We start from the raw sequence: 23,982 nt of genomic DNA, 5'->3' as shown, positions 1-23,982 counted from the left end.
TGCCCCCGTCGAGCTATCGGTGGCCCTGCGCGACCTGGGAGATCTCGGCGCCGAGATTCCTGGCCAGGTCGCCCCGGGCGTCCAGGCACGTGCCGCCGCTCGCTTCGGCCACACGCAGGTCCAACCGGTCCTTCAGACAGCCGCCGGAGTCGAACGAGACCATCACCACCGGCACCTTCCGGTCGCGTACGAACGTCACGAGATCGTTCTGCTGCGCTGCGGTCATGCGGTCGTTGTCCTCGTCGTCGGTGAGCATGACGACGAGTTGCGGGTGCCCGTCGTCCTCGCCGCCCCGGGGCATCTGGTCGAGGGCCGCCCGCAGGGCGCCGCCGATGTCGGCCTCCATGGACAGCTCCGGCACGGCGTCGTCCACCTTCTTCCCCGCCTCGGCGGCCTTGTCCTGCTCGCCCTTCTCGGCCGTCCTCGACGACGACCCGTGGGTACCGAACCCGAGCAGTTCGCGGTACGGGGTGTCGTTCCCCCGGGAGGCGACGCTCCACACGCCGAAGATGTCGTCGGGGCCGAAACGGCCGAACGACTGTTTGAGGATCTCCCGTGCGCTGTTCGCCCCGTCCCACCACCGGCTCATGGACCCGGAGCCGTCCAGGAGGAAGCGGACCCGGCTCGCGGCGTTGGCCTGCCGGTACTTCTCCAGGGTGTCGGCGGCCTCGTCCGCGGACAGGGGGCGCGGCACGGGGCCGGGGCTCTTCAGCAGGCCGGGCGACGGTGACGGGAAGGGGGACTGCGGCGCGGCGCGGAAGGCCGCGTCCTGGAAGGTCTTCCGGCCGTCCTCCGAGGTCAGCCAGGACCGGAACCGCTGAACGGCCCGTTCGCGCTCCTCCTCGTCCAGGCGGGCGTCGTTCCAGCGGACGTGGACGAAGACCGGGGCGAGTCCGGGCACGTCATCGGGGTACTCGGCCACCCGCGTCACTCCGGTCTCGCCGACGCACTGCTGGTACTGGCCGAGGGTGGGCTCCGCCACCAGGACCGCGGTGCGCCGGTCCACCTCCCGGGCCTCGGCGGACGTGCCCTTGGCCAGCCCGCACACGAGGTCCCGGCCCGTCGGCGCGGGCCGCCCCTGACGCCGCTGGCCGAGCTCGACCTGGCGCGGCGTGTCCGTCCCGTACAGGCCGCGGGCCGCGGCGAGCCCGGCATCGGTGTGCCGCGGGTCGGCCCGCCGGACCTCGGCCTGCGTGCCCTTCGCCTTCATCGCGGTCATCAGGTCGGCGAGCTTGCGGCCCGTGCGACCGCCCTCGGTCTCGGCGAGCTGTTCGGGCAGCAGCAGGACCATGGGGGTGTGGGCCAGCGGTCGTTTGTCGTCGAAGTCCAGGGTGAGCACGGACGCCTGGCTGCCGGCCTCGTCCCGGGCCCTGCGGGCGCTCGCCGCGGACGCCGGTATCCATACGTCCGGCTGCGGCCCGACCGTACCCACCGGGTTGAACCCCGCCCGGCCGACGTGGGCCCACTCCCCGTACTGGGTGCGGAACGCCTCCACGGTCTCGGCGGCGCCGGCGCTGTAGACGGTGATGCCGGTGCGGCGGCAGTGGTCCCCGTCCGTGTTCGCGTCGGAGGCGACGAAGCCGTCCGCGGCCTTGCGCATGACCGGCATCAGGTCGGGGTCGGTGAGCAGCCGCAGTTCGAGGGGCGGGTGGCCGGCGCACGAGGCGGCGGGACCGTCACCGTCCGGGCCCCGGGAAACCGCCCACCACAGGGCGGCGGAGACCGTGGCCGCCACGGTCAGCAGCACCGTGACGGCCAGCCGGACGCGGCCGGGACGGGGCCCGGGGCCGCTGCGGTCCTCGTCGCTCCTCCCCCGGCCGGCCGTGCCGTGCGTCCCGCCGGCCGGGGCGGGGCCGGGCGGGCGGGCCAGGACCTCGTCGTCCGCGCCGTCCTGCCGGCACGCCTGGGGGCTCCACTCCCTGCCGCCCACCGTCCTGGCGCCCCTCAGGCCGTGCGACAGCCGCTTGTGCAGACCGCCCAGGGTCACGGCACCGTCGGACGTGCCGGCGCCCTGCCCGAGGTGCCGCAACAGCTGCGCGGTGTACGGCGTGGGCGTGCCGGCGCCCCCCGCGTCGATCCGCTGGTTCTTCTGCACCGCCAGCAGCAAGGAGATGCGTTTCTGGTCCAGCTCGTCCAGTTCCTCCCAGGCGGCGGAGGCGTTGCCCGCGTAGCAGCAGTCGAGGATCACGACGGTGTGGCGGGGCCTGCTCTTGCCGGAGCACAGGCGGTTGAGCACGTCGTCCCAGCGGATCCAGCCCGGGAAGCCGGGGCCGTGCTCGACCTTGGCGTCGCGCAGCCCCAGCAGCAGCCGGCCGTGTCCGCCCGTGCGCGTGTCGACGATGCCGTGCCCGGCGAAATAGACGAGGAGCAGGCCGTCCGTGTGGTCCCGCGCGTATCCCAGGCGTTGCTCGAACTGCTCGACGCCGGGAGAGGGGAGCGACTCGATCGCGTCCTCGTCGAAGATGCCGCCGGTGCGCAGGACTTCGCGCAGCTCCACCAGGTTGTGCTGAACGGCGGCGATGTTTCCGAGGCCCGCGGCGAACTTCAGCGGCCTTTTGCTGGCGTAGTGCGCCACGCCGACGAGCAGGGCGCGATGGGTTTCCTCGTGCTGCGCGGGGCCGGCCATCGCGCTAGTCCTGCTCGTCGTCCTGCTCCGCCCGGAAGTCGGGAGGGTTCGGATCCCCGAGGGCGCGCCGGCTCGTCCGCCACTCCCTGATCGACTCCGACACGCGCCGCACGATCTCGGCCATGGCCGCGGCACCGCCCCAGTCGACCACATGGAGCACGATGTCCATCTGGGGCCCCATCGGAACGCCGGCTTCCGCGCGTCGGGCGCCCCGCTTCACCTGCACCCGGCCCTTCAGCTCCGGTTCGCCGTTGAGCCACGTCTCCAGGGACTTGACGTCCTTTTCCTGCACGTGCCCGGATGCGGAGATGCGCACGCTGTGCCGTAACCCGCCCTCTCCCTGCGCCATAACGAGCCATGGTGCCACGGAGTGTCGCGTTCGAGGAGTGGTCCGAATGCACAACCTTCCGCGGCCCCGTACAGAGGAGGAACGCGCGTCCTCACCCGGCCCTGAAGCGTGACGCTCCCCCGAACGCGGCACGCCCGGTGCTCCGATGCACCACACTCACGGGCACGACTCCCCGCGCGGAAGGGAACCCGTGCCCCACCACCCCGTCACGCACCTGCCCGGACGCCTCCTGGCGCTCGTCGCCGCCGTCACCCTGGCCGCCGTCTGCCTCGCCGCGGCGCCGGCCCCCGCCTCCGGGGCCGCGGCCCGCGGCCCGGTCCACGGCCCGGTCCTCGACCGGGAGTTCGCCGACCCCGACATCGTGAAGGTGGGCCGCACGTACCACGCCTACGCCACCCACGACGACGGCAGGAACGTCCAGCACGCCACCTCGGCCGACCTGACCCACTGGACGGTCGCCGCCGCCGACGCGCTGCCCGTGCTCGGGGCGTGGGCGTCCGCGGACCGCAACCAGGTGTGGGCTCCTGAGGTGTACGCCAACGGATCGGGTTTCACCCTGCACTACACCGCACAGGACCGGGCCAGCGGCCGGCAGTGCATCGGCGCCGCCCTGTCGGCGTCACCGGACGGGCCGTTCCGGCCGGCCGGGGACGGGCCCCTGATCTGCCCGGCCTCGGAGGGCGGAGCCATCGACGCCGCCGGTTACACGGAGAACGGCCGGCGGTACGTGCTGTGGAAGAACGACGGCAACTGCTGCGAAGCGGACACGTGGATCCACCTCCAGCCCGTGGCCAGGGACGGCACCCGGACGACGGGCCCGGCCGTCCGGCTGATCAAACAGGACCTGCCCTGGGAGGGCACGCTCGTCGAGGCGCCCACGCTCGTCAAACGGGGCGGCCGCTACGTGCTGCTCTACTCGGCCAACTTCTACCGCAGCGACGACTACCGGACGGGCTACGCCGTGGCGAGCAGCCTCACCGGGCCGTACGCCAAGGCCGCGACGCCGCTGATGACCACCGCCTCCTTCGGCGGCACGGTCCGCGGCCCCGGCGGCCAGGACGTGGTGACCGGCCCGGACGGCCGCGACCGCATCGTCTTCCACGGCTGGCGCAACGGCTTCGCGTACCGCGCCCTGTACGTGGCCGGCCTCGACTTCACGCACGGCCGTCCCGTGGTGCGCGGCTAGCCCGTACGTCCGGTCAGCCCCACTTCTGGTGGCGGTCGCGGTTGCAGGGCAGGGCGCGCAGCCCGGCGTCGGTGGCGTCGTCCAGGCACGCGCCCGTCGCCTTGTTCCTGAGCTCCACCGCATCGTCGGGCCACTTGGTCACCGACCAGGACTGCGGTGGTGTGGCGGGCGTCGAGCAGGCAACGGCCCGCAGCCCCGCACTGCCGTGCTCCAGGCACGCTCCTGTGGCGTGGTTCCGCAGCTGCCGCGTGCCGTCCGGGAAGGCGTGGACCGTCCAGCGCTGGTAGCTGAGCCCGTTGCAGTCGTAGGTGCGCAGTTTCTTGTCCAGGCTGTCGTCCAGGCAGGCGCCCGTGGCCCGGCTGACGAAGATGCGCGAGAGGTCGGCCGACGCCGCCTCGTGCTGCGGCGCGGCCCCCTTGCCGGCCGCCTGCGCGTACGGGGCCCCCGCGGCGTCCGGCTGGGCCGGCGGCAGGACGACCGAGGTGAGCACCGCGCCGAGGACCGCGCCGGTGAGGATTCCGGCCGTCGCGTACGCCCAGCGGCTGTGGAGGCCGGTGCGCAGCGTGCGGAGCCGGCGGCGCACGCCGGAGGCCGGTCCGTCGGACGGGCCGGCGTCCGCGGGTCGTCTGGTCTGGGTCCGGTCGGCCGCCTCCCACAGGCTCCGGTACCGCATCGGATCGGCGTCCAGAGCCCGGCAGAGGTCCTCGACCGCGGCCCACTGGGGCACCGTGCTTCCGCAGAAGTAGCGGGACAGCGACGAGTCACTGATCCGGATCTCGTCCTGCAAGGACCGCAGCGTGCGGCCGGAGCGCTGCTGGAGCGCGCGTAACGCGCTGCCAAGCCGCTGCGCCGGATCTCCTTCCGCCTTCTCACCGCCGGTCATGGCGGCTCCCTTCCTCGCGCGGCCCGCGATGTTGCCCCAGTGCCCCGTCCCTGCCCCGGGACGGGCACGTCCCAGCAGGTCAGAACCCTAGGGATCCCGACCTTGGTGAAGCAAACGGGACATTCTTGCGACGGGTGACGGACCGTCGCAGACTCAGATCACCCCGGCAACGCGGTGCGGACGGCAACGGTCGACCGGCCGCCGCACGCCCGCCGGTGGCATCCGGCGCGGGCTGCACGACGCCCCGCATTTCCCACCACACACACGGGTGATCGCCGTGCGCAGCACCCTGCTGCCGCACACCAGTTCGGCACACCCCCACCCACTGGGAGAGAACCATGTCCATGTCCACGGCCACATCCGCGACCAGGCCCACCGCCAGGCGATGGGGCATGGCGGCCCTGACCGCCTTCCTCTGCGTGGGCTCCACCGCGCTGACGGCCCTTCCGGCACCCGCGGCACAGCCCGCCGCTGCGCCGGTCGCCGCACACGCGGCGGCCCCGCACCGCACGGCCGCGGCGGCGGCGCCCGCCATCAGCCGGGCCCAGGTGCTGGCCCGGGCGAAGACCTGGCTGACCGCCAACAACGGCCGGCCCGTCCCGTACGGCCAGAAGCTGTACTGGAAGGACGGCTACCGGCAGGACTGCTCCGGATACGTCTCCATGGCCCTGCGCCTGGGGGCGCCCGGCCCCAACACCGTCACGCTCAAGAAGAGCGCCTACACCCGCCCGATCGCCATGAAGGACCTCGCCCCGGGCGACCTCGTCATCAAGGCCGACAGCGACAGCGCCGACTTCCGCCACGTCGTCATCTTCGACGGCTGGGCCAACGCCGCCCACAGCGCGTACAAGTCCTACGAGCAGGCCGGCGGAGTCGGCACGCGGTGGAAGCAGCACTCCTACGGGGTGAACGGCCGCGACGGCTACCACGCCTACCGGCCCGTCAACATCACCGGCTGACGCCGGCAGGCCCCACCGGCCCCGGTGTGCGGCGCGCGCCCTCGGTGAACCGCCGCGCACCGGGGCCCGGGGCCCCGCCCCTCCCCACCCACCTCGCCTCTTCCTGGAACAGACATGTCGTTCGTACCGCTCCGCCTCCGGAGCCCGGCCCTTCTGTCCGTCGTCGCCGTGGTCGTGTTCGTCATCGCGGCGGTGGCCTGCTGGGGCGGATGGCCGGGCACCGGCACCGGCTCGCCGCGCACCGCCCCCGGCCCGCGCCACGGCTCCACCGCTCGCGTCGAGCGGCTCCTGCACGACGCCGAGCAACTGCTCCTGCGCACCTGCATGCGCCGGGCGGGCTTCGACTACCACCCCGTACCCGGCGAGCCGGGCGCGGGTGAGCGAGCCTTCCCCTACGTGCTGGACGACCCGGACTGGGCGAGCCGGCACGGCTACGGTCGCGATCTGCAGCAGCGTCAGCGCGAACGTGCGCGGCGCGATCCCAACGGCGCGTACTTCCGGTCCCTGTCCGCACCGCGCAGGGCCCGGGCGCTCGTCGCCGCCAACGGGCCCGGTCCCCGCGGGGTGTCCGCCACCCTGCCCACCGGCGGCGCGGTGCAGCGCAGCGACCACGGATGCGTCTCGGACGCCCAGCGCAGGCTGTACGGCGACCTGAAAGCGTGGTTCCAGGCGTCGACCACCGTCCACTCCCTCGACGCGATGCGCAGGGCCCGGGTCGTGGCGGACCACCGCTATGCGCGTGACCTCGCCGCATGGGCGCAGTGCATGCGGCGCGCCGGCCACCCGTACGCGACGCCCGGTGAGGCCCGGGCAGCCGCGCTGTCCGGCACCGACCCCCTGCCGCGGGCACAGGAGAGAGCGCTCGCCCTGGCGGAGGTGCGGTGTGCCGAACGGTCCGGGCTCGCCGGGACCGCACGGGAGCTCGACGCCCGCCACGACGCGGCACTGCGCCGGCAGTACCGCAGCGCCATCGCCGAGCAGGTCCGCCTGCGGACGGAAGCGCTGCCACGAGCGCGCGCCGTCGTCGGCGACGCGGGGCGCTCCTGACGGCGTCGTCGGCGCCCCGGGCATCGCCGACACGAAAAGACCCCCCTCCGCCGCCGGTCGCACGGCCGGCGGCGGGACGGCAGACGCCGTGCCGCACCAGGCAGCACGGCCCCAACGGAAAGGGAACAAACCATGCGCAAGAACCACCTCCGCACCCTCCTGACCGGGCTGGCGGTCGCCACGGCGGCTGCGTTCGTACCGGCCGGCGCCCAGGCCGCCGGCACGTCCTCCGTCCGTGCCGAAGCACCCGCCCCCGACGGCTTCCTCTACGCCTGGGAGCACGCACACGCCGGAGGCGCCCACTGCCGCTGGAACCAGGACAACGGCAACTGGGCGGGTTGCCGCAACAAGATCTCGGACGTGTGGAACAACGGCTTCCCCGGCCGTCTGCAGGATGTCCGCCTCTTCTGGGCAACGGGCATGAACGGCTCGTGGGTGTGCTTGCACCAGGGGGAGTCGATCCCCGACCTGAACGCCGCCGGCACCGTGTTCACCGCCCCCGGCCGGGGCCAGGGGCAGCGGGTCAACGACAACGTCTCGTCGCACGACTGGGTCGACGCCTGCTGACGGGACGGGCCCCCGGCGGGGCCGGCAGCCGGGTGGCTGCCGGCCCCGCCGGCGTCGTACCGGCCGCCTCGTTGCACACCCTGGCTCCGGCCGCTTCGGCCCGCCCGGCCCGTTCAGCCCTTCATGACCGTGCTCTCCAGCAACGTCGCCGTCGCATCGATGGCGGCGGTCAGCGCCTGCGGGTCGGGGTCGATGTCGCCGAGGACGTCGTCCACGGCGCGCAGCCCCGCGCGGTCGAGGAGCGTCTTCTCGTTGGTGACCCACTGGCCCCGGGCCGCCATGACCGCGTGGGCCGCCTGGCAGGCGGCGGTGGCGATCGCGCCCGCGCATTCGGCGAGGTGTCCGCGTGCGGCGTGGGCGGCACGGGCGTAGGCGAGCGTGAGGCGGGCGTCGCCCCACCAGCGTTCGGACGCCTGCCGCTGCAGCGGTTCGGGGTAGGCGGGGCGCGGCAGCGTGCCGTGGAGGACCTGGTTGACCGCCAGTTCGGCCAGCAGGAGGTAGCTCGGAATGCCCGCCAGGTGGAACATCAGCCTCTCGACGTGGAAACGGCCCTCGGCCGCCTCGGAGAGCTGGTGTTCGACGTCGTCGAGGTCCCGGTAGTGCACGTCGACGTGCCGGCCGTCGACCTGCAGCCAGGCGCCACCGTTGAACACCCCGCCGCCCCACTCGCCGATGCCGGAGACCTCGCCCGGCCAACCGAGGGCGCGCACGCTCCCGGGGGAGAACGCTCCGCGGTAGTAGACGGCGAAGTCCCAGTCGCTGTCGGGCCCGTGCGTCCCCGTGGCGCGCGAACCGCCCAGCGCGACGGCTTCCACATGGGGCAGCCCGGCCAGGCGCGACGTGACGTGGGCGAGGAACGATGCGTCGTCGGGTGCGTGCATGGGGGTGAGCCTAGGCCCGGTCCCAGGGGGAGTGCACGGGAGTTGTGTGCCGGAGCTGCCGCGCGTACCGGCGCCTGAACGCGACGGAGGCTCACGCGTGAGCGGCGAGGGGTTCTGCCAGGCGCCGGGCCGCGGTCTCCCAGGCGAGGGTGACCGCCTGCCTGGCGTGCGCCGTGACCGCGGCCGTGTCGCCCGCCACCAGTGCGCGGGCGCCCACGTGGACGTGCAGGCGGGGGCGGCGCAGCGGTGCGGTAGCGAGCCCTGCGAGCTGCTTGGTGCGCGAGCCGGAGACGATCCGGCGGGCGCCGGCCTGGCCCAGCGGGATCACGCCGGCACCGGTCGCCCGCACCAGCCGGGACAGGCCGCTGCGGAACGGTCCGGGGGCCGCCTCGGCGGCGTCCTTGCGTTGCGGCAGGCGGCCCTCGCCGTAGATGAGGACGAGACGGCCCGCGTCGAGCGCGGCCGTGGCGGTGTCCAGCGCCTCGGCCGCGCGCCGGGTGCCGCGGTGCACGGGGATGTGCCCTTCCCTCGTCAGCAGCCGGCCGAGGGCGGGTATGCGCCACAGGCCGGCGGTGGCCATCACCACCGGGCGCACGCCGAGCCGGTGCAGGGCGGCCAGGACGACCGCCGGGTCGGCGAGGGAGGTGTGGTTCGCGACGATGACGCTCCCCGGCGCGAGGTCCGCTCCCGGGTCGGCCGTGACGGTGAGTCGGCCGAAGGCCGGTACGACGGTGGTCGCGATGCTGCTGAGCATGAACAGGTCCCCGGTCCTCGGTGCTCGGTGCTTGGTGCCGCCCGAATGTCGGTCTTCATTGTCGGGCGGCGAGGGCCCCGGGCACCTGAGTACGGCTACTCAGGCGGCGCCTGGTCACGTGGCACGGCCGGCGGGCGTTCCCGCGCCTCGGTGGTGTCTCAGGCGAGCCGGGCCTCGACGCGTCCGTGGTGGACGGCTTCGGCGAGTGCCCGGAAGTCCTGCTCGTTCCGGTCGGCATACGCCTCGGCGAACTCGGCCAGCGCCCGGTCGAAGACGTCGCCGCCGCCGAGGTAGGAGGCGATGGCGATCCGGTCGCCGGAGCGGGCGTGCGCCCGGGCCAGCGCCGCGCCGCACAGCTCGCCGAAGAGCTGCAACTGGCCGGGCGACATGGTCTCCGGGCGTGCGCTGCCCTTCCAGTCGCGCAACTGGCGGACGTAGAAGTCGCGCTGCCGTCCGTCGATGCCCGTGACGCGTTCCCAGCCGAGGAAGATGTCGCTGACGGCCTGCATCAGCCTCTGGCCGCAGACCACGCGCTGTCCTTCGTTGCGGTACGCGCTCGTCGGCACGTAGGGCGCGAGCACCGACGGGCCGGCCTCCTTGGCCTGCAGGAGCAACGGGTCGTCCTCGTCCCTGCCGAGCAGGAGGACGACCCAGCAGCGGGTGCCCACACTGCCGACGCCCACCACCTTGCGCGCCGCGTCGACCATCCGGAACCGGTTCAGGAGGTGCCGGCGGTCGGCGGAGAGCGTGTGGCCGTAGCGCTCGACGAGCAGACGCAGCCGCTCTTCGAGTTCGGCACGTCCGACGTCGGCGAGCAGTTCCTCCAGCGGAACGATCAGGGGCGGGTCGGACGTGATCCGTCGTGCGCCGTCGACGACGGTGGTGAGCTTCTCGAACGCCTGCAGGTGGTCGCGCGTGCGCGCGCTGTCCAGGGCGTGCGACAGGCGGCGGCGACCGGGCTTGTCCAGCCGGCCGCCGAACAGCGCGCGCAGGCGGTCGACGTCGGTGTGCGCGTACCACACGTCGAGGTCGCGCATCGCGGCCAAGCCGCGCATCGCCTCGCGGTACGACCGCACCGCGGCGCGGACGACGCGGCGGCGCCGCTTCGCCGGGAACGCGTTCTCGCGCCCCGCGACGGCCAGGCTCGCGGCCAGGCGTTTGACGTCCCACTCCCACGGCCCGGGCAGGGTCTCGTCGAAGTCGTTGAGGTCGAAGACCAGGTGCCGCTCGGGCGAGGCGAAGAGGCCGAAATTCAGCAGGTGGGCGTCTCCGCACAGTTGTGCCTCGATGCCCGTGCCGGGCCGGGTGCCCAGGTCCGCCGCCATGAGGGCCGCGGCTCCGCGGTAGAAGGAGAACGGCGACTGCAGCATCCTGCCGTAGCGGATCGGTACCAGCTCCGGCACTCGGTCCGCGCTCTGTCCTTCGAGGACCTCCACCGGATCGGGCCGGTCCGTCCGGGGCTCGAACGCGGCGTGGGCGCTGCGCGGGACCCGGCCACGGGCCGCCCTGCCGAGCGCTGCTCGTTCCTCCGGGCCCGGACGTGCCTCGTGCATGGTCAGGGTCTCCTCTCTCCCCTATCATCCGCCCCGTCACCGTGTGCGTGACGGCGACCGCCGAGCCGTGCCCGGCGGTGTACGAACCAGCCGCCCGCCACGAGAAGCGAGACCGCGACGAGGACGAGCAGGCCGGTGCCCCAGAAGCCGCCGGCCAGCCGCACCCCCGCCAGGGCCACCAGGGCGGCGGCCACGAGGGGCGCCACCGCCAGTGCGCAGAACCGCAGGACGGCGGCGACACCGGCCACCCTGGGCACGTGTGTGAACCGCCGCCGGTGCCTGACCCGGTCCCCGACGGCGCCCGGGGTGTAGAACTGCACGGCCTTCGCCCCGAGGCGGAGGGTGTTCTGCCGGTAGATCACCGCAAGGGCGGGCACCCAGATCAGCGGCAGCACCCATCCCACGACGAACAGCGCCGCGATCAGCGCCGTGGACGTCACCTGCTGGAGCCTGCTGCGCTTCTCGCCGCCGCCCGTGATGCCGAGGAGCTCCGCCATTCTGACGATCAGCGACCAGCGGGTGCGCCGGGGAAGCCGGCCCCGCCCGCCGGGAGGGCTGCGCTTCACGCCGGTCAGGGCCTTGCCGGCCGCTTCGGTCGAGGGGTACACGTCCTGCAGGACGAGCAGGTCGGCGACCCGTTGCTCGCTGCGGGGGTCGTGACCGGCGAGGACGGCCAGTTCCAGGACCATCCGTGCCTGGGAGAGCAGGGCCGCGACGAAGCTCACGGGCATGAGGACCATGAACGGCCCGCCCAGCACCGCGCCGTCGGCGATGGTCATGCGCGTCCCGTGGGCGATGGCGTCCCCGCGGAGCTCGTCGGCTCCGGCGAGGGGCTTGCGCTGCCTGCGGCGGGCCACGGCGGCATCGGCCCGGGGACCGAACCGCCGCACGGCGAAGAAGGCCAGTTGCTCGGGCATGTGCTGCGGGTCGGCCCAGATCATCGGGAGCAGCGCCTGGGCCTGCACCGTCACCGAGTCGTCCGGGCGGGCCGGGTGCCGCCCGCCGGTGGTGCGTCCGTCGTTCATCCGGGGCCTGCTCTCCTCGGCCGTCTCCTGCTCCCTTACGCCTCTGCCGCACCTCCCGTGCTCCCGCGTCTCCCAGTGTCGGGGCGTCGTGCGCGGAGCCCACCTCACCCGTTGCGTGTGATCGTGCCGGCCGCTCGGGGAGGCGACCATGGGCCCGGGAACACCGGTCGTCGGCTCCGGGAGGTCTCCATGGGACGGGTTGCCGGCCGCGGACGCGCAGCGCCACGCCGGTGGGCGCGCCTGGCGTTCGCCGCGGCCGTCGCCGCGGCGCTGCTCCTGCCGTCCGTGGCCGGCGTCAGCAGCGTGGCACTGGTGGGCCTGGGGCTGGCGGGGCTGGTGGTCTCGGTGGCGGCCGGGTGGTGGGCGCTGAGCCGGCGGGGCGTGGTGCGGGGTGCCGCCGTGGTGCTGGCGGTGGCCGCACCGGTGATGGTGGTCGTGTCCTACGTCGCGGCGCGGCTGCTGTGGCTCGTCGTCGTCTGCGGTGCGTTGTGGGTGGTGGCGGCGGCCGCGGGCCGGGCGGCGCTGAGGGCGGACGCCGCCCCGGCGCCTCCCCCCGGCCGTCCGGCCCCGCCTCCCCGATGCCCCTGTCTGCTCATGAACCCGCGATCAGGAGGCGGGAAGGTGGTGGAGTTCGGCCTGCGGGAGAAGGCGGAGGCGCTGGGTGCGCGCGTCCTCCTGCTCGATCCCGCCCGCTTCCCCGACGTCGCCGCGCTGGCCCACGAGGCCGTGGACGAGGGCGCGGACCTGCTGGGGGTGGCCGGCGGCGACGGAACGCAGGCGCTGGTCGCGGGCGTGGCGGCCGAACGGGGCGTGCCGTTCGTGGTGGTCCCGGCCGGCACGCGCAACCACTTCGCCCTGGACCTGGGGCTCGACCGGGACGACCCGTCACGGAGTCTCGAAGCCCTCACCGACGGCGTGGAGTTCCGGGTGGACCTGGGGCGGGCGGGAGGCCGGGTCTTCGTCAACAACGCGTCGTTCGGCGCGTACGCGGAGGTCGTGCAGAGCCCGGCGTACCGCGACGACAAGGTGCGCACCGTGATGAAGCTGCTGCCCGACGTCCTGACGCATCACCGTGGTCCCCGGTTGACGGTGACCGCCGGGACCGTCGGCGTGGACGCGCCGCAGGCCGTGCTGGTCAGCAACAACCCGTACCGGGTCGGCGACCGTGCGGGGCTGGGGCGGCGGGACCGGCTCGACGGCGGTGTGCTGGGTCTGGTCAGCGTCAGCGCGGACAGCGCCGTCCAGGCGGCCGAGCTGCTGCGCGGGCGGCGCGCGCCGGGCCTGATCTCGCTGGCCGTGCCGGAGGTCGTCGTGGGCGCCGACCTGCCGGAGGTGCGGGTCGGCATCGACGGTGAGGCGCAGACGCTTCCCGCGCCGGTGCTCTGCACGATCGAGCCCTCGGCCCTGCGGGTGCGGGTGCCGCGGAACCGCCCGGGTGTCCCGGCGGCGCGGCCGCGCCTGGACTGGCGGCGCCTGTGGCATCTCGCCTTCTCCGCGCGAGGCCGTCCCGCCGGCCCGGCTTCATCGGTCGTCGGCTGATCCGCGGGCGAGGGCGGACTGGACGGCGCCGACGACGACGTGGGCGGCGACGCCGACGAGCAGGATGTCGCCCACCATCTGCGCCATGGTGGCGATCCGTGCCGGTTCGGTGTGGGGGGTGATGTCGCCGAAACCGACGGTACTGAAGACCGTGAGGGTGAAGTACAGGGCATCGGTCCTGCTGAGCGGTTCGGCGAAACTGCCCGGTCCGGACTGGTCCACGAGGTAGTAGGTGGCCGCGAAGAGCAGCAGGAACAACGGCACCGTGGTCGCCAGTGCCTCGACGGCCCGCAGGCGGGGCCGGGAGGACCGCAGGATGGACCGGATCTGCCAGGTGAAGAGGGCCGCGACGGCGGCCAGGCCCAGGACGAGGCCGACGGCGGCGCTGCCCTCGAAGCGCTGGTTCAGCGGCAGCAGGTAGTAGGCGAGGACGAGCACGGTCGCGCTGGCGACGGGCCGGAGGACGGCGCTCATCCGGCGGCCGCCCCCGCCGGCTTTCCCCGCTTCACCAGCCGTTCGGCCGGCAGATGACGAGTGAACGGGAAGGCGAGGAGGGGGACGGCGGCCGCGGCCAGGATCGCGGCCTTGAGGCTGTCGAGCTGTGCGGTGGCGTACGAGTCCACGACCGCGTCCACTTCGTACGACGGCAGCGAGGCGTGCTCGGCTGCGGCGCGCACCTGGTCCGTGCTCACGAAGCTGACGCCCGCCTCCATGGCGATGCCGGCCTGCCGGCGCACGTCGTCGGAGATCTTCGGGTTGTTGTCGATCTGCGTGGTGAAGGCGTGGACCAGCGCACCGATCAGCAGCGAGCCGATGAGTGCCGTGCCCAGGGACGAGCCGAGGTTCTGGGCGGTGTACTGCAGGCCCCCCACCTCGCTGCGTGCCTTCTCCCCGACGCTGGACTGCGCGATGTTGCCCAGCTGGGAGGCGAGCAGCCCCATGCCCAGGCCGAGGACGGCCATCGCCAGGCCGAAGGAGAGGTTGTCGATGTGCGGTTCGATGGTGGACAGCAGCCACACGGCCGCCACGAGAAGGACGAGGAGGCCGCATCGCACCACGGTGCGGGGCGTGGCGATCCGGGCGAGCAGCGGGCCGGTCATCGCGGACACCAGCATCGTCAGGGACACGGGCAACAGCCGCAGTCCGGTCTGGAAGGCGTCGAGGCCCTGCACGATCTGGAGGTACAGCGGGATGACGAAGAACAGGCCGAGCAGGATCAGGTTTTGGCAGAGCAGCATGGTCAGGCCCGCGCGCAGCGGTGGCACGGCGAACAGCGACAGGTCCACCAGGGGTTCGCGCTCCCGTGCCTGCTGTCGGCGTTCCCAGGCGCAGAACGACCACAGGAGAGCGGCTCCCGCGGCGATGACGAACACGGTCGGGGAGAAGCCGAAGACGGTGAAGGGCGGGTTGCGGGGCCTGAGCCATCCCCAGGAGCTGCTCTGCAGGACGCCCAGGACGACGAGCGCGAGCCCGGCCGCGGACAGCGCGACGCCTCCGACGTCCAGTCTGGTCCTGGGGCCGGGCGGGACGTCCGGGACCCAGCGGACGGCGCACAGCATGGCGACGACGAGCACGACCTCGCCGGCGAAGACCAGCCGCCACGTCAGATAGGTCGTCACCCAGCCGCCGAGCAGCGGCCCGACCGCGATGCCGGCGCCGGCGAGCCCTCCGATGACGCCGTAGGCGACCGACCGGTCCCGGCCGCGGTACGCACCGGCGACGAGCGCCGCCAGCGCGGGGAGGACGAGGGTGGCGCCGAGTCCCTCGATCACCGACCAGCCGAGGGCCAGCACCCACAGCGAGGGCGCCACCGAGGTGAGGGCCGATCCGACGCCGTACACGACCAGTCCGACGGCGAAGGTCCGGCGTCGCCCGAAGGCGTCGCCCAGCTTGCCGCCCGTGACCATGAAGGCGGCCATGACCAGGGTGTAGAAGGTGATGACGCCCTGGATCGCGGTGACCTCGGTGTGGAAGTCCTCGACGAGCCGGCTGATCGACACGTTCATGACCGAGGTGTCGAGCACCATCAGGAACTGGGCCGTCCCGAGGACGATCAGGGCCCGCCATCGTTTCACGCCTGCACCTCTCCACGTCCCGGTGCGCCTCGGCGGTGCGCGAGCGGCCGCATGATCGCACCCTAGAGGCGCTCGGGGACCGGCCGGTGTCATTGACTGCGGGCGTGTCGGCGCCTGCGGGCGCGTGGTCCGGTCCGGGGAGCCGGACCGGCAGCGTGTGCGATCACCCGTGGGAGGTGATGGAGTGGGAGACAGGCGGTTCACGAGACGGCCCCGAGACGGTCCGGCTCCGCACCGTGGAGCACTGCAGGGCCCAGGGCCGCGGTTCCCTGCCACGGTGGTGATCGGATGCCTCCGACCGGACTCCTGCTTCCCGGCGACGGCCAGCGGACGCGGCTGGCCTGGTCCGGTGACCCCCTGCTGGACGCCAAGCTCTCCGTACCCGCTGGGCTGCGCACCCATGTGCCCAGGAAGCGGCTGCTGGACAGGCTCGGCGAAGGCGTCGGGAGCGGGCCGCTGACTCTGCTCACCGGTCCGGCGGGGACGGGGAAGACGACCCTGGCCGCGTCCTGGACGCGTTCCGGCGCACCGCCCGGGCCGGTGGCCTGGCTGACGCTGGACGCGCACGACAGCGCACCGGGCGTCTTCTGGAGCTACGTGGTCGAAGCCCTGCGGCGCGCCCTGCCCCGGCTGCCCGAGGGGATCCGCATGCCCGGCTGCCCCGGCAGCGTCGGCGCGTCCCTGCTGACGCGGCTCGCCGCGGCGACGGAGCAGCTGCCCGGGCCCGTGGTCCTGGTGCTCGACGGCTTCGAGAAGGTGGCGGGGCGGCGCGTGCCGGCGGGCCTGGAATTCCTCCTCGCCCACGCGGGCCCCCTGTTGCGGCTGGTCGTGGCCGGGCGGGCGGACCCCCTGCTGCCGCTGCACCGCTACCGGGCCGAGGACCGGCTGACGGAGATACGCGGCGCCGACCTCGCCTTCACCCCGCACGAGACGGCCGTGCTGCTGCGGCGGCACGACCTGGCGCCGGGGGACGACGTCGTCCGTGCCCTCACGCAGCACACCGAGGGCTGGGCCGCCGGGCTGCGCCTGTGCGCCCTGGCCCTGCGGCGGACGGGCGATCCCGGCGGCTTCACCCGCTCCTTCACCACGTCCGAACAGGCCGTTGCCGACTACCTGCTCACCGAGGTGCTCGACGCGCAGCCCGCGGCCGACAGGGAGCTGCTGCTGCGCACCAGCGTCCTCGACCGCGTCCACCCCGACCTGGCGAACGTGCTGACCGGGCGCCGGGACGCCGAGGCGGTGCTGGCACGGCTGGCCCGTGAGAACGCCTTCGTCGAGCCGGTCCCCGGCACGGCCTGGTGCCGCGTCCACCCGCTGTTCGCCCAGGTGCTGCGGACCCGGCTGCGGATGGGGCACCCCGGCCTCGTCCCCCGGCTCCACGCCCGTGCCGCCCACTGGCTGGCCGACGCCGGACACACCACCGAAGCGATCGAGCACGCGGCGGAGGCCGGGAACTGGGCCTACGGCGCCTCCGAGGCCGTCCACCGGCTGCTGGCCGCAGCCATGCCCGCCGGGCCACGCACCGATCGCATCGAACGGACGTTCTCGTCGATGCCGGGCAGCGTGCCCGGAGCGGAGCCCGCGCTGGTGGCGGCCGCGTGCCGGCTGTCGCAGCACGACCGGGCGGGATGCCGCAGGCATCTCGACGAGGCCGGAGAACACCTGCGTCTCCGGCAGTCCGAGCCGGAGCCCGCGGTCCTGCTCACCCACGCGCTGCTGCGCCTGCTGTGCGGTCCGCACGACGGCGGCACGCCTCCGGAAACGGCCGGGGAAACGGCCGCCGCCGCTGCGGAACTCATGCGGAGGCTCCCGGCCGAACGGCTTCGCGAGCGCCCCGAGATCGAGGCCCTGCGGCTGCAGGGGCTCGCCCGGGCGTACCTGGTGGGGGGCCGCCTCGCCGAGGCCCGCCGCGCCTTCGCCGAAGCCGTCGACGCCTGCACGGCGGACGAGACGCTCCTGATACGGCACGCGTGCCTGGGAGCGCTCGCCCTGGCCGAGAGCACCGAGGGCGCCCTGGCCTCGGCGGAGGACCACGCCCTCCGCTCGCTGACGATCGCCGACCAGCACGGGGTCGTCCCGGACCACCGGTCCGGAGCCGGATATCTGGCACTGGCCGCCGTGGCGTTCGAACAGGGCGACGACGAGGCCGCCGGACGGCGCCTCGACGAGGCGGCTGCCTGCCCCGACACCGCAGCGGACCTCGTGCTGAGCACCGAGAGCCGCATCCTGCGGTCCCGCCTGGAGCTCACGCGCGGCCGCTGGGAGGCGGCCCTCACGGCCCTCACGCCCCTCCCCCACCGGAAGCCCGACGGCGCCGGGCCCTGGCCGGGCCGGCGCCTCGCGCTCGCCCGCGCCGGCATCGCGCTCGCCCGGGGCGATCACCAAGCAGCCGTCGCGGCCCTGCACGAGACCGACGGCGACGGCCCGGCCCCCCTCGTCGCCCTGGCCCGCGCCCACACCGCCGCCGGCCGCACCGAACGCGCACGGCGCCTCCTGGCCCGCGCGAGCCGCTCGCCGGAGCTGGGCCTGGCCGACCACGTCGGCATTCAGCTGCTGGGCGCCCACGCGGCGGTGCTGGACGGTCACCCGGAGACCGCCCGTCGCCTGCTCGGGCAGGCGCTGGACACGGCCCGGCCCGAGCGGCTGCGCCGTCCCTTCGCCGACGCCGGTCCGTGGCTGCGGCACCTGCTGAACGAGCCGGACGGCCCCGGGCCCGCACCGTCCGCGAGCGCCTGGCTCACCGCACGGGGGGACGGGGCCGGCGTGCCGGGCGTCGTCCAGCCGCTCAGCAGCCGGGAACGCGACGTGCTCGCGGGCGTGCAGCAGATGATGTCCGCCGACGAGATCGCCGCAGAACTCAACCTCTCGGTCAACACCGTGAAGACCCACCTGAAGAGCGTCTACCGCAAACTCTGCGTGACCCGGCGACGTGATGCCGTGGAACGGGCCAAGGCGCTGCACATCCTCTGACGTCTCCGTGGTCTCCGGGTGGCCTTCCCACCTGTTGCGGGTGGTGCCGGATGCCGCATGGTCCGCGCACGCTGGTCCCCGTGAAGACGTTCCCGACCCGGGATCGGAAACGGGACATGCGCTACGAATTCCGCGTGACCGGCAGCGTCTCCCGGCTGCTGGCGGAGGCGTTCCCGGAGCTGAGAACGGAACCGGCGCCCCGGCAGACGCTGTTCTTCGGCCCGGTCATGGACGAGGCCCATCTCTACGGGCTTCTCGCCCGCTTCCAGGACCTCGGACTGCGCGTCGAGGAAATCCGCCGGCTGCCGGAATGACCGCGCCTTCGGAGTGCCTCCCCGGTGCGGGGAGCCCGGCCGAGAAGGGAGCAGGACATGAGCCCGACCGGTGCCGCCGGCCCCCAGGGCCCCGGACCGCCGCCCGGCGACCGCCCGCTGACCCCCGACGAGCGCAACGACTATGTGCGCCTGCGCAACCGCGAGGCCATGCGCCACCGGAAACTGCGCTACGCGGCGACGTCCGTGCTGCTCGTCCTCGCGTTCGTCCTCTCGCCGCTCGCCGTGGTCGCCACCTGGGCCGACAGCCAGGTCTCGGACACCGACCGCTACGTCCAGACCGTCGCCCCCCTCGCCAGGGACCCGGCGGTGCAGAACGCCGTGAACGACCGGCTGACCAAGCGGGTCGTCGACAACGTCGACGTCAACGGCATCACGGACGCGCTCAGCAACGCCCTCAGCAAGGCCAGTGCGCCGCCGGGCGTCGTGGACAAGTCCCACCTCCTCGCCGGCCCGTTGAAGAACGCGCTCACCACGGCCGTCCACAACGTGGTCGGGAAGGTCGTGACGAGCGACCAGTTCGCGCAGCTGTGGGACGAGGCGAACCGGCGGGCTCACGCCGCCATCGTCAAGACCCTCACCGGTGAGGGGAACAGCGCGGTGCAGGCCAAGGGCGACGCCGTCGTCCTCGACCTCGGCACCGTCGTGGACAAGGTCAAGCAGAAGCTGGTCGAGGAGGGCTACGAGAAGGCCGCGAACATCCCCGACGTCGACAAGACGATCACTCTGTTCCGGACCGACAAGCTCGACGACGCACAGAGCGGCATGCGTCTGCTCTCCGTGGTCGGCACCTGGCTTCCCGTGACCGTCATCGCCCTGGCCGCCCTCGCCGTGTGGGCGTCGCCCTCGCACCGGGTCGCCCTCATCTGCGCAGCCGTCGGCATCGCCGTCATGATGCTGGTGCTGCTCGTGGGGCTCGTCGTGGCACGGCGGATCTATCTGGACTCCGTCCCGCCCACGGCCCTGCCCACGGACGCGGCCACCGCGGTCTACGACACCTTCGTGCGCTTCCTGCGCAACGGCACGCGCACGGTCCTCGTCACCGCCGTCGTCGTCGCGCTGGCCGGATACCTCTACGGTCCCGGACGCGGCGCCCGGTTCGTCCGCTCGGTCAGCGGCCGGGCCACCGGGGCCACCGGCCGGGCGATGGCCCGCTCCGGCCTGCGCACCGGCGCCACCGGGCACTGGCTGGAGACCCATCGCCGCTGGACGACCGGCATCGTCATCGCGGCCGCGGCGGTGACCCTGATGCTCTGGAACTACCCCACCGTCGCCTGCGTGGCCCTGGTCCTCGGCATCACCCTCCTGGTCCTGGCCGTCCTCGCGATCCTCGGCGCCGCCTCCACCACACACCGTGCGGCACCCCGGCCGTGAGGCGCGGCCGGGCCGGCCCCCGCCGATCACCCACTGCGTGTGAGGCCGCACGGCCACCGCGCACGCACGATGGGACTGCAGGAAACCGAAGCTGCCAAGAAGAAGGCGGACGACATGAGCGGACCCCTCCCCCTGGCCTACGACTACCCGCTGCTCGGTGCGTTCTGGACCATCATCTGGATATTGCTGTGGGTGCTGTGGGTCATCCTCCTGTTCCGGGTGATCGGCGACATCTTCCGCGACGACTCCCTGAGCGGCTGGGCCAAGACCGGCTGGCTGATCCTCACGATCGTGCTGCCCTTCCTCGGTGTGTTCGTCTACGTCCTCGCCAGGGGCCGCAGCATGGGGGCGCGCGAACGCCGGCACATGCAGGCCCAGCAGCAGGCGTTCGATCAGTACATCCGTGACGCGGCCGGCAGTTCCGGCCAGCGGAGTGCGGCCGACGAACTCATGAAGCTGTCCGAGGTACGCGCCAGAGGCGACATCTCGGAAGAGGAATTCCAGCGGGCGAAGGAGAAGATCCTGCACTGAGAACACCCGGACTCCCAGCCAGAGCCTCACCCCACGGGACAACGAGGCACAGGACAAAGGAGAGGAACGATGTCGTCGTCACTGCACCCCCACTCCGAGAGGACCGCCGCGGCCGCCGCAGGACTGACCGTCTTCGCAGCAGTGATGCTGCTGATCACGGGATTCCTCGACATATTCCGCGGCATCTCGGCCATAGTCCGCGACGCCGTGTACCTCAGCACGCCCGACTACATCTACAAGTTCAGCGTGGCGGGCTGGGGCTGGGTGCACCTCTTCCTCGGAATCGCGGCCTTGATGGTGGGCATCGGCCTCTTCAAGGTCTCGACCTGGGCGAGAGTGCTGGGCATAGCCATCGCGGCACTCCTGCTGATCGCCAACTTCCTCTTCATCCCCTACTACCCGCTGTGGTCGATCATCGTCATAGCCCTGTGCGCCTTCGTCATCTGGGCTCTGTGCGTCGTCCGCCAGGACGAGTGACACCGCACCGCGAGTGACACGCGCCCCCTCCCCTCCGGCGTGGTCCGCCCTCCGATGGACGGCGGGACCGGACCACGCCGGAGATCATGCAGTGACCGCAGGGGGGCGGCCTCAGCGGGCCGGGGCTGGTGTTCAGGGAGGCGATTCCCCGCGGTGGCCCCATCCGAGGACGCTCGGCTCGGACGGGTGCTTGTAGACCTCGTCCGCCGGCTTTTCCCGGTCCTTCCCGGCCTGTGCCGCCTTCTGCTGCTCTTCGCGCTTGTCCTCGGCGGCATGGGTTTGCCTGTGCTTCCTTCTCGGCAATCCGACCATGACGGATCCCCTCTCTCGCATCTGTCGAATGCAGCCTCTCTTTCAGGTTCACACGGGGAAACGAGGCACGCATGAGCGAGGGCAGCGCATGAGCGACGGCCACGACCGGATGCCCGAAGCAACGAGTGGAACCCGGGGGACACACGGAGGAGCCTGGAGACATGGGGTCGCTCCTGCGCTCAGCTCCCCGGAGGGGGCCGAGTGCCTACAACCGGGGCCTCTTCCGGCTGGGACAGTGCGTGCCGTTCGCCATCGCCGTGCTGGTGGTGGTCATCGAGTTCACGCCCGCGCACTTCCTGTACACCGGCCCCCTCCTCACGGCGACGCCCGCGCTGGCGGCGGTGACGATGGGCCCCCGGGGCACCCTCGCCGCGGTCGCCGTCGCCGTGGCCGTCAGCGTGGCCACCGCCACCTACAACGACGCCTGGGGCACCCAGCAGGTCTACACCAACTTCCTGGCCCTCTTCCTGGTGTCCCTGGCCGGCTACACGTCGAGCAGCGCCGTGCAGACGCGCCGGCAGAGCGAACTGGACCAGGTCCGCCGGATCGCCGAGGCCGCACAGGAGGTCATCCTGCGTCCCGCACCCGCGCGGCTGGGCACGTTCCGCGCCGCCGGCATGTACCTCGCGGCCGAGGAGGGGGCGCAGATCGGCGGTGACCTGTACGAGGTCCTGGAGACCCGGTACGGGGTCCGGATGATCGTGGGCGACGTCCGGGGCAAGGGGCTGCCGGCCGTGCGGGCGGCCGCGGCGGTGCTGGGCGCCTTCCGCGAGGCCGCGCAGTACGAGGAGGACCTCGTGGAGGTGATGAACCACTGCACGGCCGCGCTGCGCCGGGAGACCGCCGTACCGGGGGCGTTCGACCAGGTCGCGCTGCTGGAGGGGTTCGTCACCGCTCTCGTGGCCCAGGTGCCGGACGACGGGCACGTGGTCGAGGTCGTCAACCGCGGCCACCCGTCCCCGCTGGTGCTGCGCCGGGGCACGGTGCACGCCCTGGTCCCGGCCGAGACCCTGCCGCCCCTGTGGCTGGAGGACTTCGCCGCGAGCCTTCCGTCCACGGCCGAGCGTCACCCCTTCGCACCCGGCGACCGCCTGCTGCTCTACACCGACGGCGTGATCGAGGCCCGCGATCGTGACGACGCGTTCTTCCCCCTGCCCGAGGCCATGGAAGAGGCCGCCAGGAAGGAGAACGCCGCAGGGCGGTGTTCCGGAGCTCCCCGGGACTTCCTGGAGGACCTGCACGCGGCACTGCTCGGGCACACGGGGGGCCACTTGACGGACGACGCGGCGATGCTCCTCGTCGAATGGGCCGACGCAGCAGACGCGCCGTAGCCGCGGCCGCCGGTCCGGACGCTACATGCTCTTCGTCCGTGCCAGGAACAGGCTGCTGACCACGCGCACCGTCCCGCCGCCGGCGTCGCCCGCGATCCGGGCCATGTCCGCGAGGAGGGGTTCCCGCACCGTCTTCCCCATCACCCTGTAGCCGCCGTACGAGGCCATCAGCTCGGCGATCCCGCATCCCGGGCGCTCGTGCTCGGTCTCGTACAGGCGGTGGTCCATGTCGGTGAAGCCGCCGTCCGCCTCCATCTCCCGCCACTGCCGGGCCTCGAAGCCGCGACGGGCCGGGCGCGGGCGAGGGTCGAGGAGCGTGTGTTCGGGAACCTCCACTCCGTGCCGGGCATGGGCGGCGGTCAGCCGGTGCGCCAGCTGCCCGTCGTCAAGGAACCAGTGGTTCCAGAAGAGGGCGAGGGCACCTCCCGGCCGCAGTGCGGACCTCGCCCGTGCCCAGCGCACCGCCGGGTCGACCCAGTGCCACGCCTGGGCGCAGTACAGCAGGCCGTACCGCCGCCCGCCCGGGTCCCACGTCTCGAAGTCGGCGACCTCGACGGCAACGCCCGGCGTCCCCGCACAGGTGCGGCGCAGGACCCGGGCCATGCGTGCGTCCGGCTCGACGCACGTCACGGGCATTCCTCGCGTCGCGAAGGCCCGCGTGGCCTTTCCGGTGCCGGCGCCGACCTCCAGGGCGGGTGCGTCGGCGGGGGCGGCGAAGTCCAGGACGTCGTCGACCAGTTGTGCCGGATAGCCCGGCCGGGCCGCGTCGTACTGATCGGCGTCGTCGCCGAAGGCGTGGCGGCGTTGTCCGGTCCCGTCCGTCATGGATCCACGGTACGCGGCGCCCTCCGCCGGACGGGCCCGTACCGACCCCTCGGTCCGGTGCAGGCCACGGCTGCCGCTCGACCGGGCCGCCGCCGCGCCGGGCGGGCTGCCCGGCGCGGCGGCGGGGCCGTCACCTCATGCGTGCGGCGAACGGTCCGCCGCGGCTGCGGCGCCCGCTGCCAGGGCGGCCCGCTTCACCGCGTCGGCGACCGCGGTCGTGGCCTTCGGGTTGAAGACGCTGGGGATGATGTAGTTCGCGTTGAGCTCGTCCTCGGCGACCACATCGGCGAGCGCCCGGGCCGCGGCCAGCATCATGTCCGTGTTCACCGTCCGCGACTGCGCGTCCAGCAGGCCACGGAAGACGCCGGGGAAGACCAGCACGTTGT

At 73.4% G+C, this 23,982-nt stretch carries 22 protein-coding genes; 11 read left to right on the top strand and 11 right to left on the bottom strand.

Annotated features, from left to right (window positions below):
* Positions 1-13: 13 nt before the first annotated feature.
* Together LE181_RS07390 and LE181_RS07385 are read right to left on the bottom strand one after the other, a co-directional pair.
* The gene (locus LE181_RS07390) at positions 14-2,626 is read right to left on the bottom strand and encodes a vWA domain-containing protein (RefSeq protein WP_225660363.1); all 2,613 of its coding nucleotides are present in this window, start codon (positions 2,624-2,626) and stop codon (positions 14-16) included.
* 4 nt (positions 2,627-2,630) lie between these two features.
* The gene (locus LE181_RS07385) at positions 2,631-2,975 is read right to left on the bottom strand and encodes an effector-associated constant component EACC1 (RefSeq protein ID WP_225660362.1); all 345 of its coding nucleotides are present in this window, start codon (positions 2,973-2,975) and stop codon (positions 2,631-2,633) included.
* A gap of 190 nt (positions 2,976-3,165) precedes the next feature.
* Here LE181_RS07385 and LE181_RS07380 point away from each other — a divergent pair, with 190 nt between their 5' ends.
* The gene (locus LE181_RS07380) at positions 3,166-4,161 is read left to right on the top strand and encodes a glycoside hydrolase family 43 protein (protein ID WP_225660361.1); all 996 of its coding nucleotides are present in this window, start codon (positions 3,166-3,168) and stop codon (positions 4,159-4,161) included.
* 13 nt (positions 4,162-4,174) lie between these two features.
* Here the strand turns inward: LE181_RS07380 and LE181_RS07375 are convergent, their stop codons facing one another.
* Complete coding sequence (locus tag LE181_RS07375) at positions 4,175-5,044, bottom strand: helix-turn-helix domain-containing protein (protein WP_225660360.1); 870 nt, start codon at positions 5,042-5,044, stop codon at positions 4,175-4,177.
* A gap of 338 nt (positions 5,045-5,382) precedes the next feature.
* On the opposite strand from LE181_RS07375, the gene LE181_RS07370 reads away from it, so the two are divergent.
* From LE181_RS07370 to LE181_RS07360, 3 genes are all read left to right on the top strand, one after another.
* Entirely contained in the window at positions 5,383-6,003 is a 621-nt protein-coding gene (locus LE181_RS07370; protein WP_225660359.1) for a hypothetical protein, read from the top strand.
* A 114-nt stretch (positions 6,004-6,117) separates the two neighbouring features.
* On the top strand, positions 6,118-7,050 hold the full coding sequence (locus tag LE181_RS07365; RefSeq protein ID WP_225660358.1) for a hypothetical protein: 933 nt from the start codon (positions 6,118-6,120) through the stop codon (positions 7,048-7,050).
* Positions 7,051-7,182: 132 nt separating this feature from the next.
* Complete coding sequence (locus tag LE181_RS07360; RefSeq protein ID WP_225660357.1) at positions 7,183-7,617, top strand: peptidase inhibitor family I36 protein; 435 nt, start codon at positions 7,183-7,185, stop codon at positions 7,615-7,617.
* Positions 7,618-7,730: 113 nt separating this feature from the next.
* On the opposite strand, the gene LE181_RS07355 is transcribed toward LE181_RS07360, so the two are convergent.
* From LE181_RS07355 to LE181_RS07340, 4 genes are all read right to left on the bottom strand, one after another.
* On the bottom strand, positions 7,731-8,498 hold the full coding sequence (locus LE181_RS07355) for a nucleotidyltransferase domain-containing protein (protein ID WP_225660355.1): 768 nt from the start codon (positions 8,496-8,498) through the stop codon (positions 7,731-7,733).
* Between the two features lie 91 nt (positions 8,499-8,589).
* Complete coding sequence (locus LE181_RS07350; protein WP_225660354.1) at positions 8,590-9,252, bottom strand: lysophospholipid acyltransferase family protein; 663 nt, start codon at positions 9,250-9,252, stop codon at positions 8,590-8,592.
* 158 nt (positions 9,253-9,410) lie between these two features.
* Positions 9,411-10,805 (bottom strand): DUF2252 domain-containing protein, encoded by a 1,395-nt coding sequence (locus LE181_RS07345; protein WP_225660353.1) that lies wholly within the window; start codon positions 10,803-10,805, stop codon positions 9,411-9,413.
* A 2-nt stretch (positions 10,806-10,807) separates the two neighbouring features.
* Positions 10,808-11,830: a hypothetical protein gene (locus LE181_RS07340; protein WP_225660352.1), complete on the bottom strand. Its 1,023-nt coding sequence runs from the start codon at positions 11,828-11,830 to the stop codon at positions 10,808-10,810.
* Between the two features lie 189 nt (positions 11,831-12,019).
* Here LE181_RS07340 and LE181_RS07335 point away from each other — a divergent pair, with 189 nt between their 5' ends.
* Positions 12,020-13,369 carry a diacylglycerol/lipid kinase family protein gene (locus tag LE181_RS07335; RefSeq protein WP_225660351.1) on the top strand — a complete coding sequence of 450 codons (1,350 nt, stop codon included), beginning with the start codon at positions 12,020-12,022 and terminating at the stop codon, positions 13,367-13,369.
* On the opposite strand, the gene LE181_RS07330 is transcribed toward LE181_RS07335, so the two are convergent.
* Positions 13,352-13,843: a potassium channel family protein gene (locus LE181_RS07330; protein WP_225660350.1), complete on the bottom strand. Its 492-nt coding sequence runs from the start codon at positions 13,841-13,843 to the stop codon at positions 13,352-13,354. The genes LE181_RS07335 and LE181_RS07330 overlap by 18 nt on opposite strands.
* On the bottom strand, positions 13,840-15,444 hold the full coding sequence (locus LE181_RS07325) for an MFS transporter (protein WP_225660348.1): 1,605 nt from the start codon (positions 15,442-15,444) through the stop codon (positions 13,840-13,842). The genes LE181_RS07330 and LE181_RS07325 overlap by 4 nt, the downstream gene beginning before the upstream one ends.
* A 288-nt stretch (positions 15,445-15,732) precedes the next feature.
* Between LE181_RS07325 and LE181_RS07320 the strand changes: the two genes are divergently transcribed.
* The 6 genes from LE181_RS07320 (at position 15,733) to LE181_RS07295 (ending at position 22,771) form a co-directional block, all read left to right on the top strand.
* Positions 15,733-18,414, top strand: a complete 2,682-nt coding sequence (locus LE181_RS07320; RefSeq protein ID WP_225660347.1) for a winged helix-turn-helix domain-containing protein — start codon at positions 15,733-15,735, stop codon at positions 18,412-18,414.
* A 116-nt stretch (positions 18,415-18,530) separates the two neighbouring features.
* A complete protein-coding gene (locus tag LE181_RS07315) occupies positions 18,531-18,728 on the top strand; it encodes a DUF8691 family protein (protein WP_225660346.1) in 198 nt (65 codons plus the stop codon).
* Between the two features lie 57 nt (positions 18,729-18,785).
* Positions 18,786-20,120: a hypothetical protein gene (locus LE181_RS07310; protein WP_225660345.1), complete on the top strand. Its 1,335-nt coding sequence runs from the start codon at positions 18,786-18,788 to the stop codon at positions 20,118-20,120.
* 114 nt (positions 20,121-20,234) lie between these two features.
* A complete protein-coding gene (locus LE181_RS07305) occupies positions 20,235-20,651 on the top strand; it encodes an SHOCT domain-containing protein (protein WP_225660344.1) in 417 nt (138 codons plus the stop codon).
* A 69-nt stretch (positions 20,652-20,720) separates the two neighbouring features.
* Positions 20,721-21,128 carry a DUF7144 family membrane protein gene (locus LE181_RS07300; RefSeq protein ID WP_225660343.1) on the top strand — a complete coding sequence of 136 codons (408 nt, stop codon included), beginning with the start codon at positions 20,721-20,723 and terminating at the stop codon, positions 21,126-21,128.
* A gap of 473 nt (positions 21,129-21,601) precedes the next feature.
* Entirely contained in the window at positions 21,602-22,771 is a 1,170-nt protein-coding gene (locus LE181_RS07295; protein ID WP_225660341.1) for a PP2C family protein-serine/threonine phosphatase, read from the top strand.
* Between the two features lie 21 nt (positions 22,772-22,792).
* Here LE181_RS07295 and LE181_RS07290 read toward each other — a convergent pair whose 3' ends face one another.
* Both LE181_RS07290 and LE181_RS07285 read right to left on the bottom strand, forming a co-directional pair.
* Positions 22,793-23,596: a class I SAM-dependent methyltransferase gene (locus LE181_RS07290; protein ID WP_225660340.1), complete on the bottom strand. Its 804-nt coding sequence runs from the start codon at positions 23,594-23,596 to the stop codon at positions 22,793-22,795.
* 135 nt (positions 23,597-23,731) lie between these two features.
* On the bottom strand, positions 23,732-23,982 hold a 251-nt coding region (locus tag LE181_RS07285; protein ID WP_308103095.1), incomplete at its 5' end, for a malic enzyme-like NAD(P)-binding protein.

The organism is Streptomyces sichuanensis (assembly GCF_020328095.1).
GTDB classification, from domain to species: Bacteria; Actinomycetota; Actinomycetes; order Streptomycetales; family Streptomycetaceae; genus Streptomyces; species Streptomyces cinnamoneus.
The sequence above is the reverse complement of the archived record's forward strand: the minus strand, read 5'-3'. Positions and strand labels throughout refer to the sequence as shown.

Coding starts and splice junctions, on each gene's coding strand:
- LE181_RS07335 (WP_225660351.1), top strand. CDS start 12,020: ATGGGACGGGTTGCCGGCCGCGGACGCGCAGCGCCACGCCGGTGGGCG.
- LE181_RS07310 (WP_225660345.1), top strand. CDS start 18,786: ATGAGCCCGACCGGTGCCGCCGGCCCCCAGGGCCCCGGACCGCCGCCC.
- LE181_RS07355 (WP_225660355.1), bottom strand. CDS start 8,498: ATGCACGCACCCGACGACGCATCGTTCCTCGCCCACGTCACGTCGCGC.
- LE181_RS07305 (WP_225660344.1), top strand. CDS start 20,235: ATGAGCGGACCCCTCCCCCTGGCCTACGACTACCCGCTGCTCGGTGCG.
- LE181_RS07385 (WP_225660362.1), bottom strand. CDS start 2,975: ATGGCGCAGGGAGAGGGCGGGTTACGGCACAGCGTGCGCATCTCCGCA.
- LE181_RS07330 (WP_225660350.1), bottom strand. CDS start 13,843: ATGAGCGCCGTCCTCCGGCCCGTCGCCAGCGCGACCGTGCTCGTCCTC.
- LE181_RS07390 (WP_225660363.1), bottom strand. CDS start 2,626: ATGGCCGGCCCCGCGCAGCACGAGGAAACCCATCGCGCCCTGCTCGTC.
- LE181_RS07365 (WP_225660358.1), top strand. CDS start 6,118: ATGTCGTTCGTACCGCTCCGCCTCCGGAGCCCGGCCCTTCTGTCCGTC.
- LE181_RS07340 (WP_225660352.1), bottom strand. CDS start 11,830: ATGAACGACGGACGCACCACCGGCGGGCGGCACCCGGCCCGCCCGGAC.
- LE181_RS07320 (WP_225660347.1), top strand. CDS start 15,733: ATGCCTCCGACCGGACTCCTGCTTCCCGGCGACGGCCAGCGGACGCGG.
- LE181_RS07370 (WP_225660359.1), top strand. CDS start 5,383: ATGTCCATGTCCACGGCCACATCCGCGACCAGGCCCACCGCCAGGCGA.
- LE181_RS07350 (WP_225660354.1), bottom strand. CDS start 9,252: ATGCTCAGCAGCATCGCGACCACCGTCGTACCGGCCTTCGGCCGACTC.
- LE181_RS07345 (WP_225660353.1), bottom strand. CDS start 10,805: ATGCACGAGGCACGTCCGGGCCCGGAGGAACGAGCAGCGCTCGGCAGG.
- LE181_RS07375 (WP_225660360.1), bottom strand. CDS start 5,044: ATGACCGGCGGTGAGAAGGCGGAAGGAGATCCGGCGCAGCGGCTTGGC.
- LE181_RS07315 (WP_225660346.1), top strand. CDS start 18,531: ATGCGCTACGAATTCCGCGTGACCGGCAGCGTCTCCCGGCTGCTGGCG.
- LE181_RS07360 (WP_225660357.1), top strand. CDS start 7,183: ATGCGCAAGAACCACCTCCGCACCCTCCTGACCGGGCTGGCGGTCGCC.
- LE181_RS07295 (WP_225660341.1), top strand. CDS start 21,602: ATGGGGTCGCTCCTGCGCTCAGCTCCCCGGAGGGGGCCGAGTGCCTAC.
- LE181_RS07290 (WP_225660340.1), bottom strand. CDS start 23,596: ATGACGGACGGGACCGGACAACGCCGCCACGCCTTCGGCGACGACGCC.
- LE181_RS07300 (WP_225660343.1), top strand. CDS start 20,721: ATGTCGTCGTCACTGCACCCCCACTCCGAGAGGACCGCCGCGGCCGCC.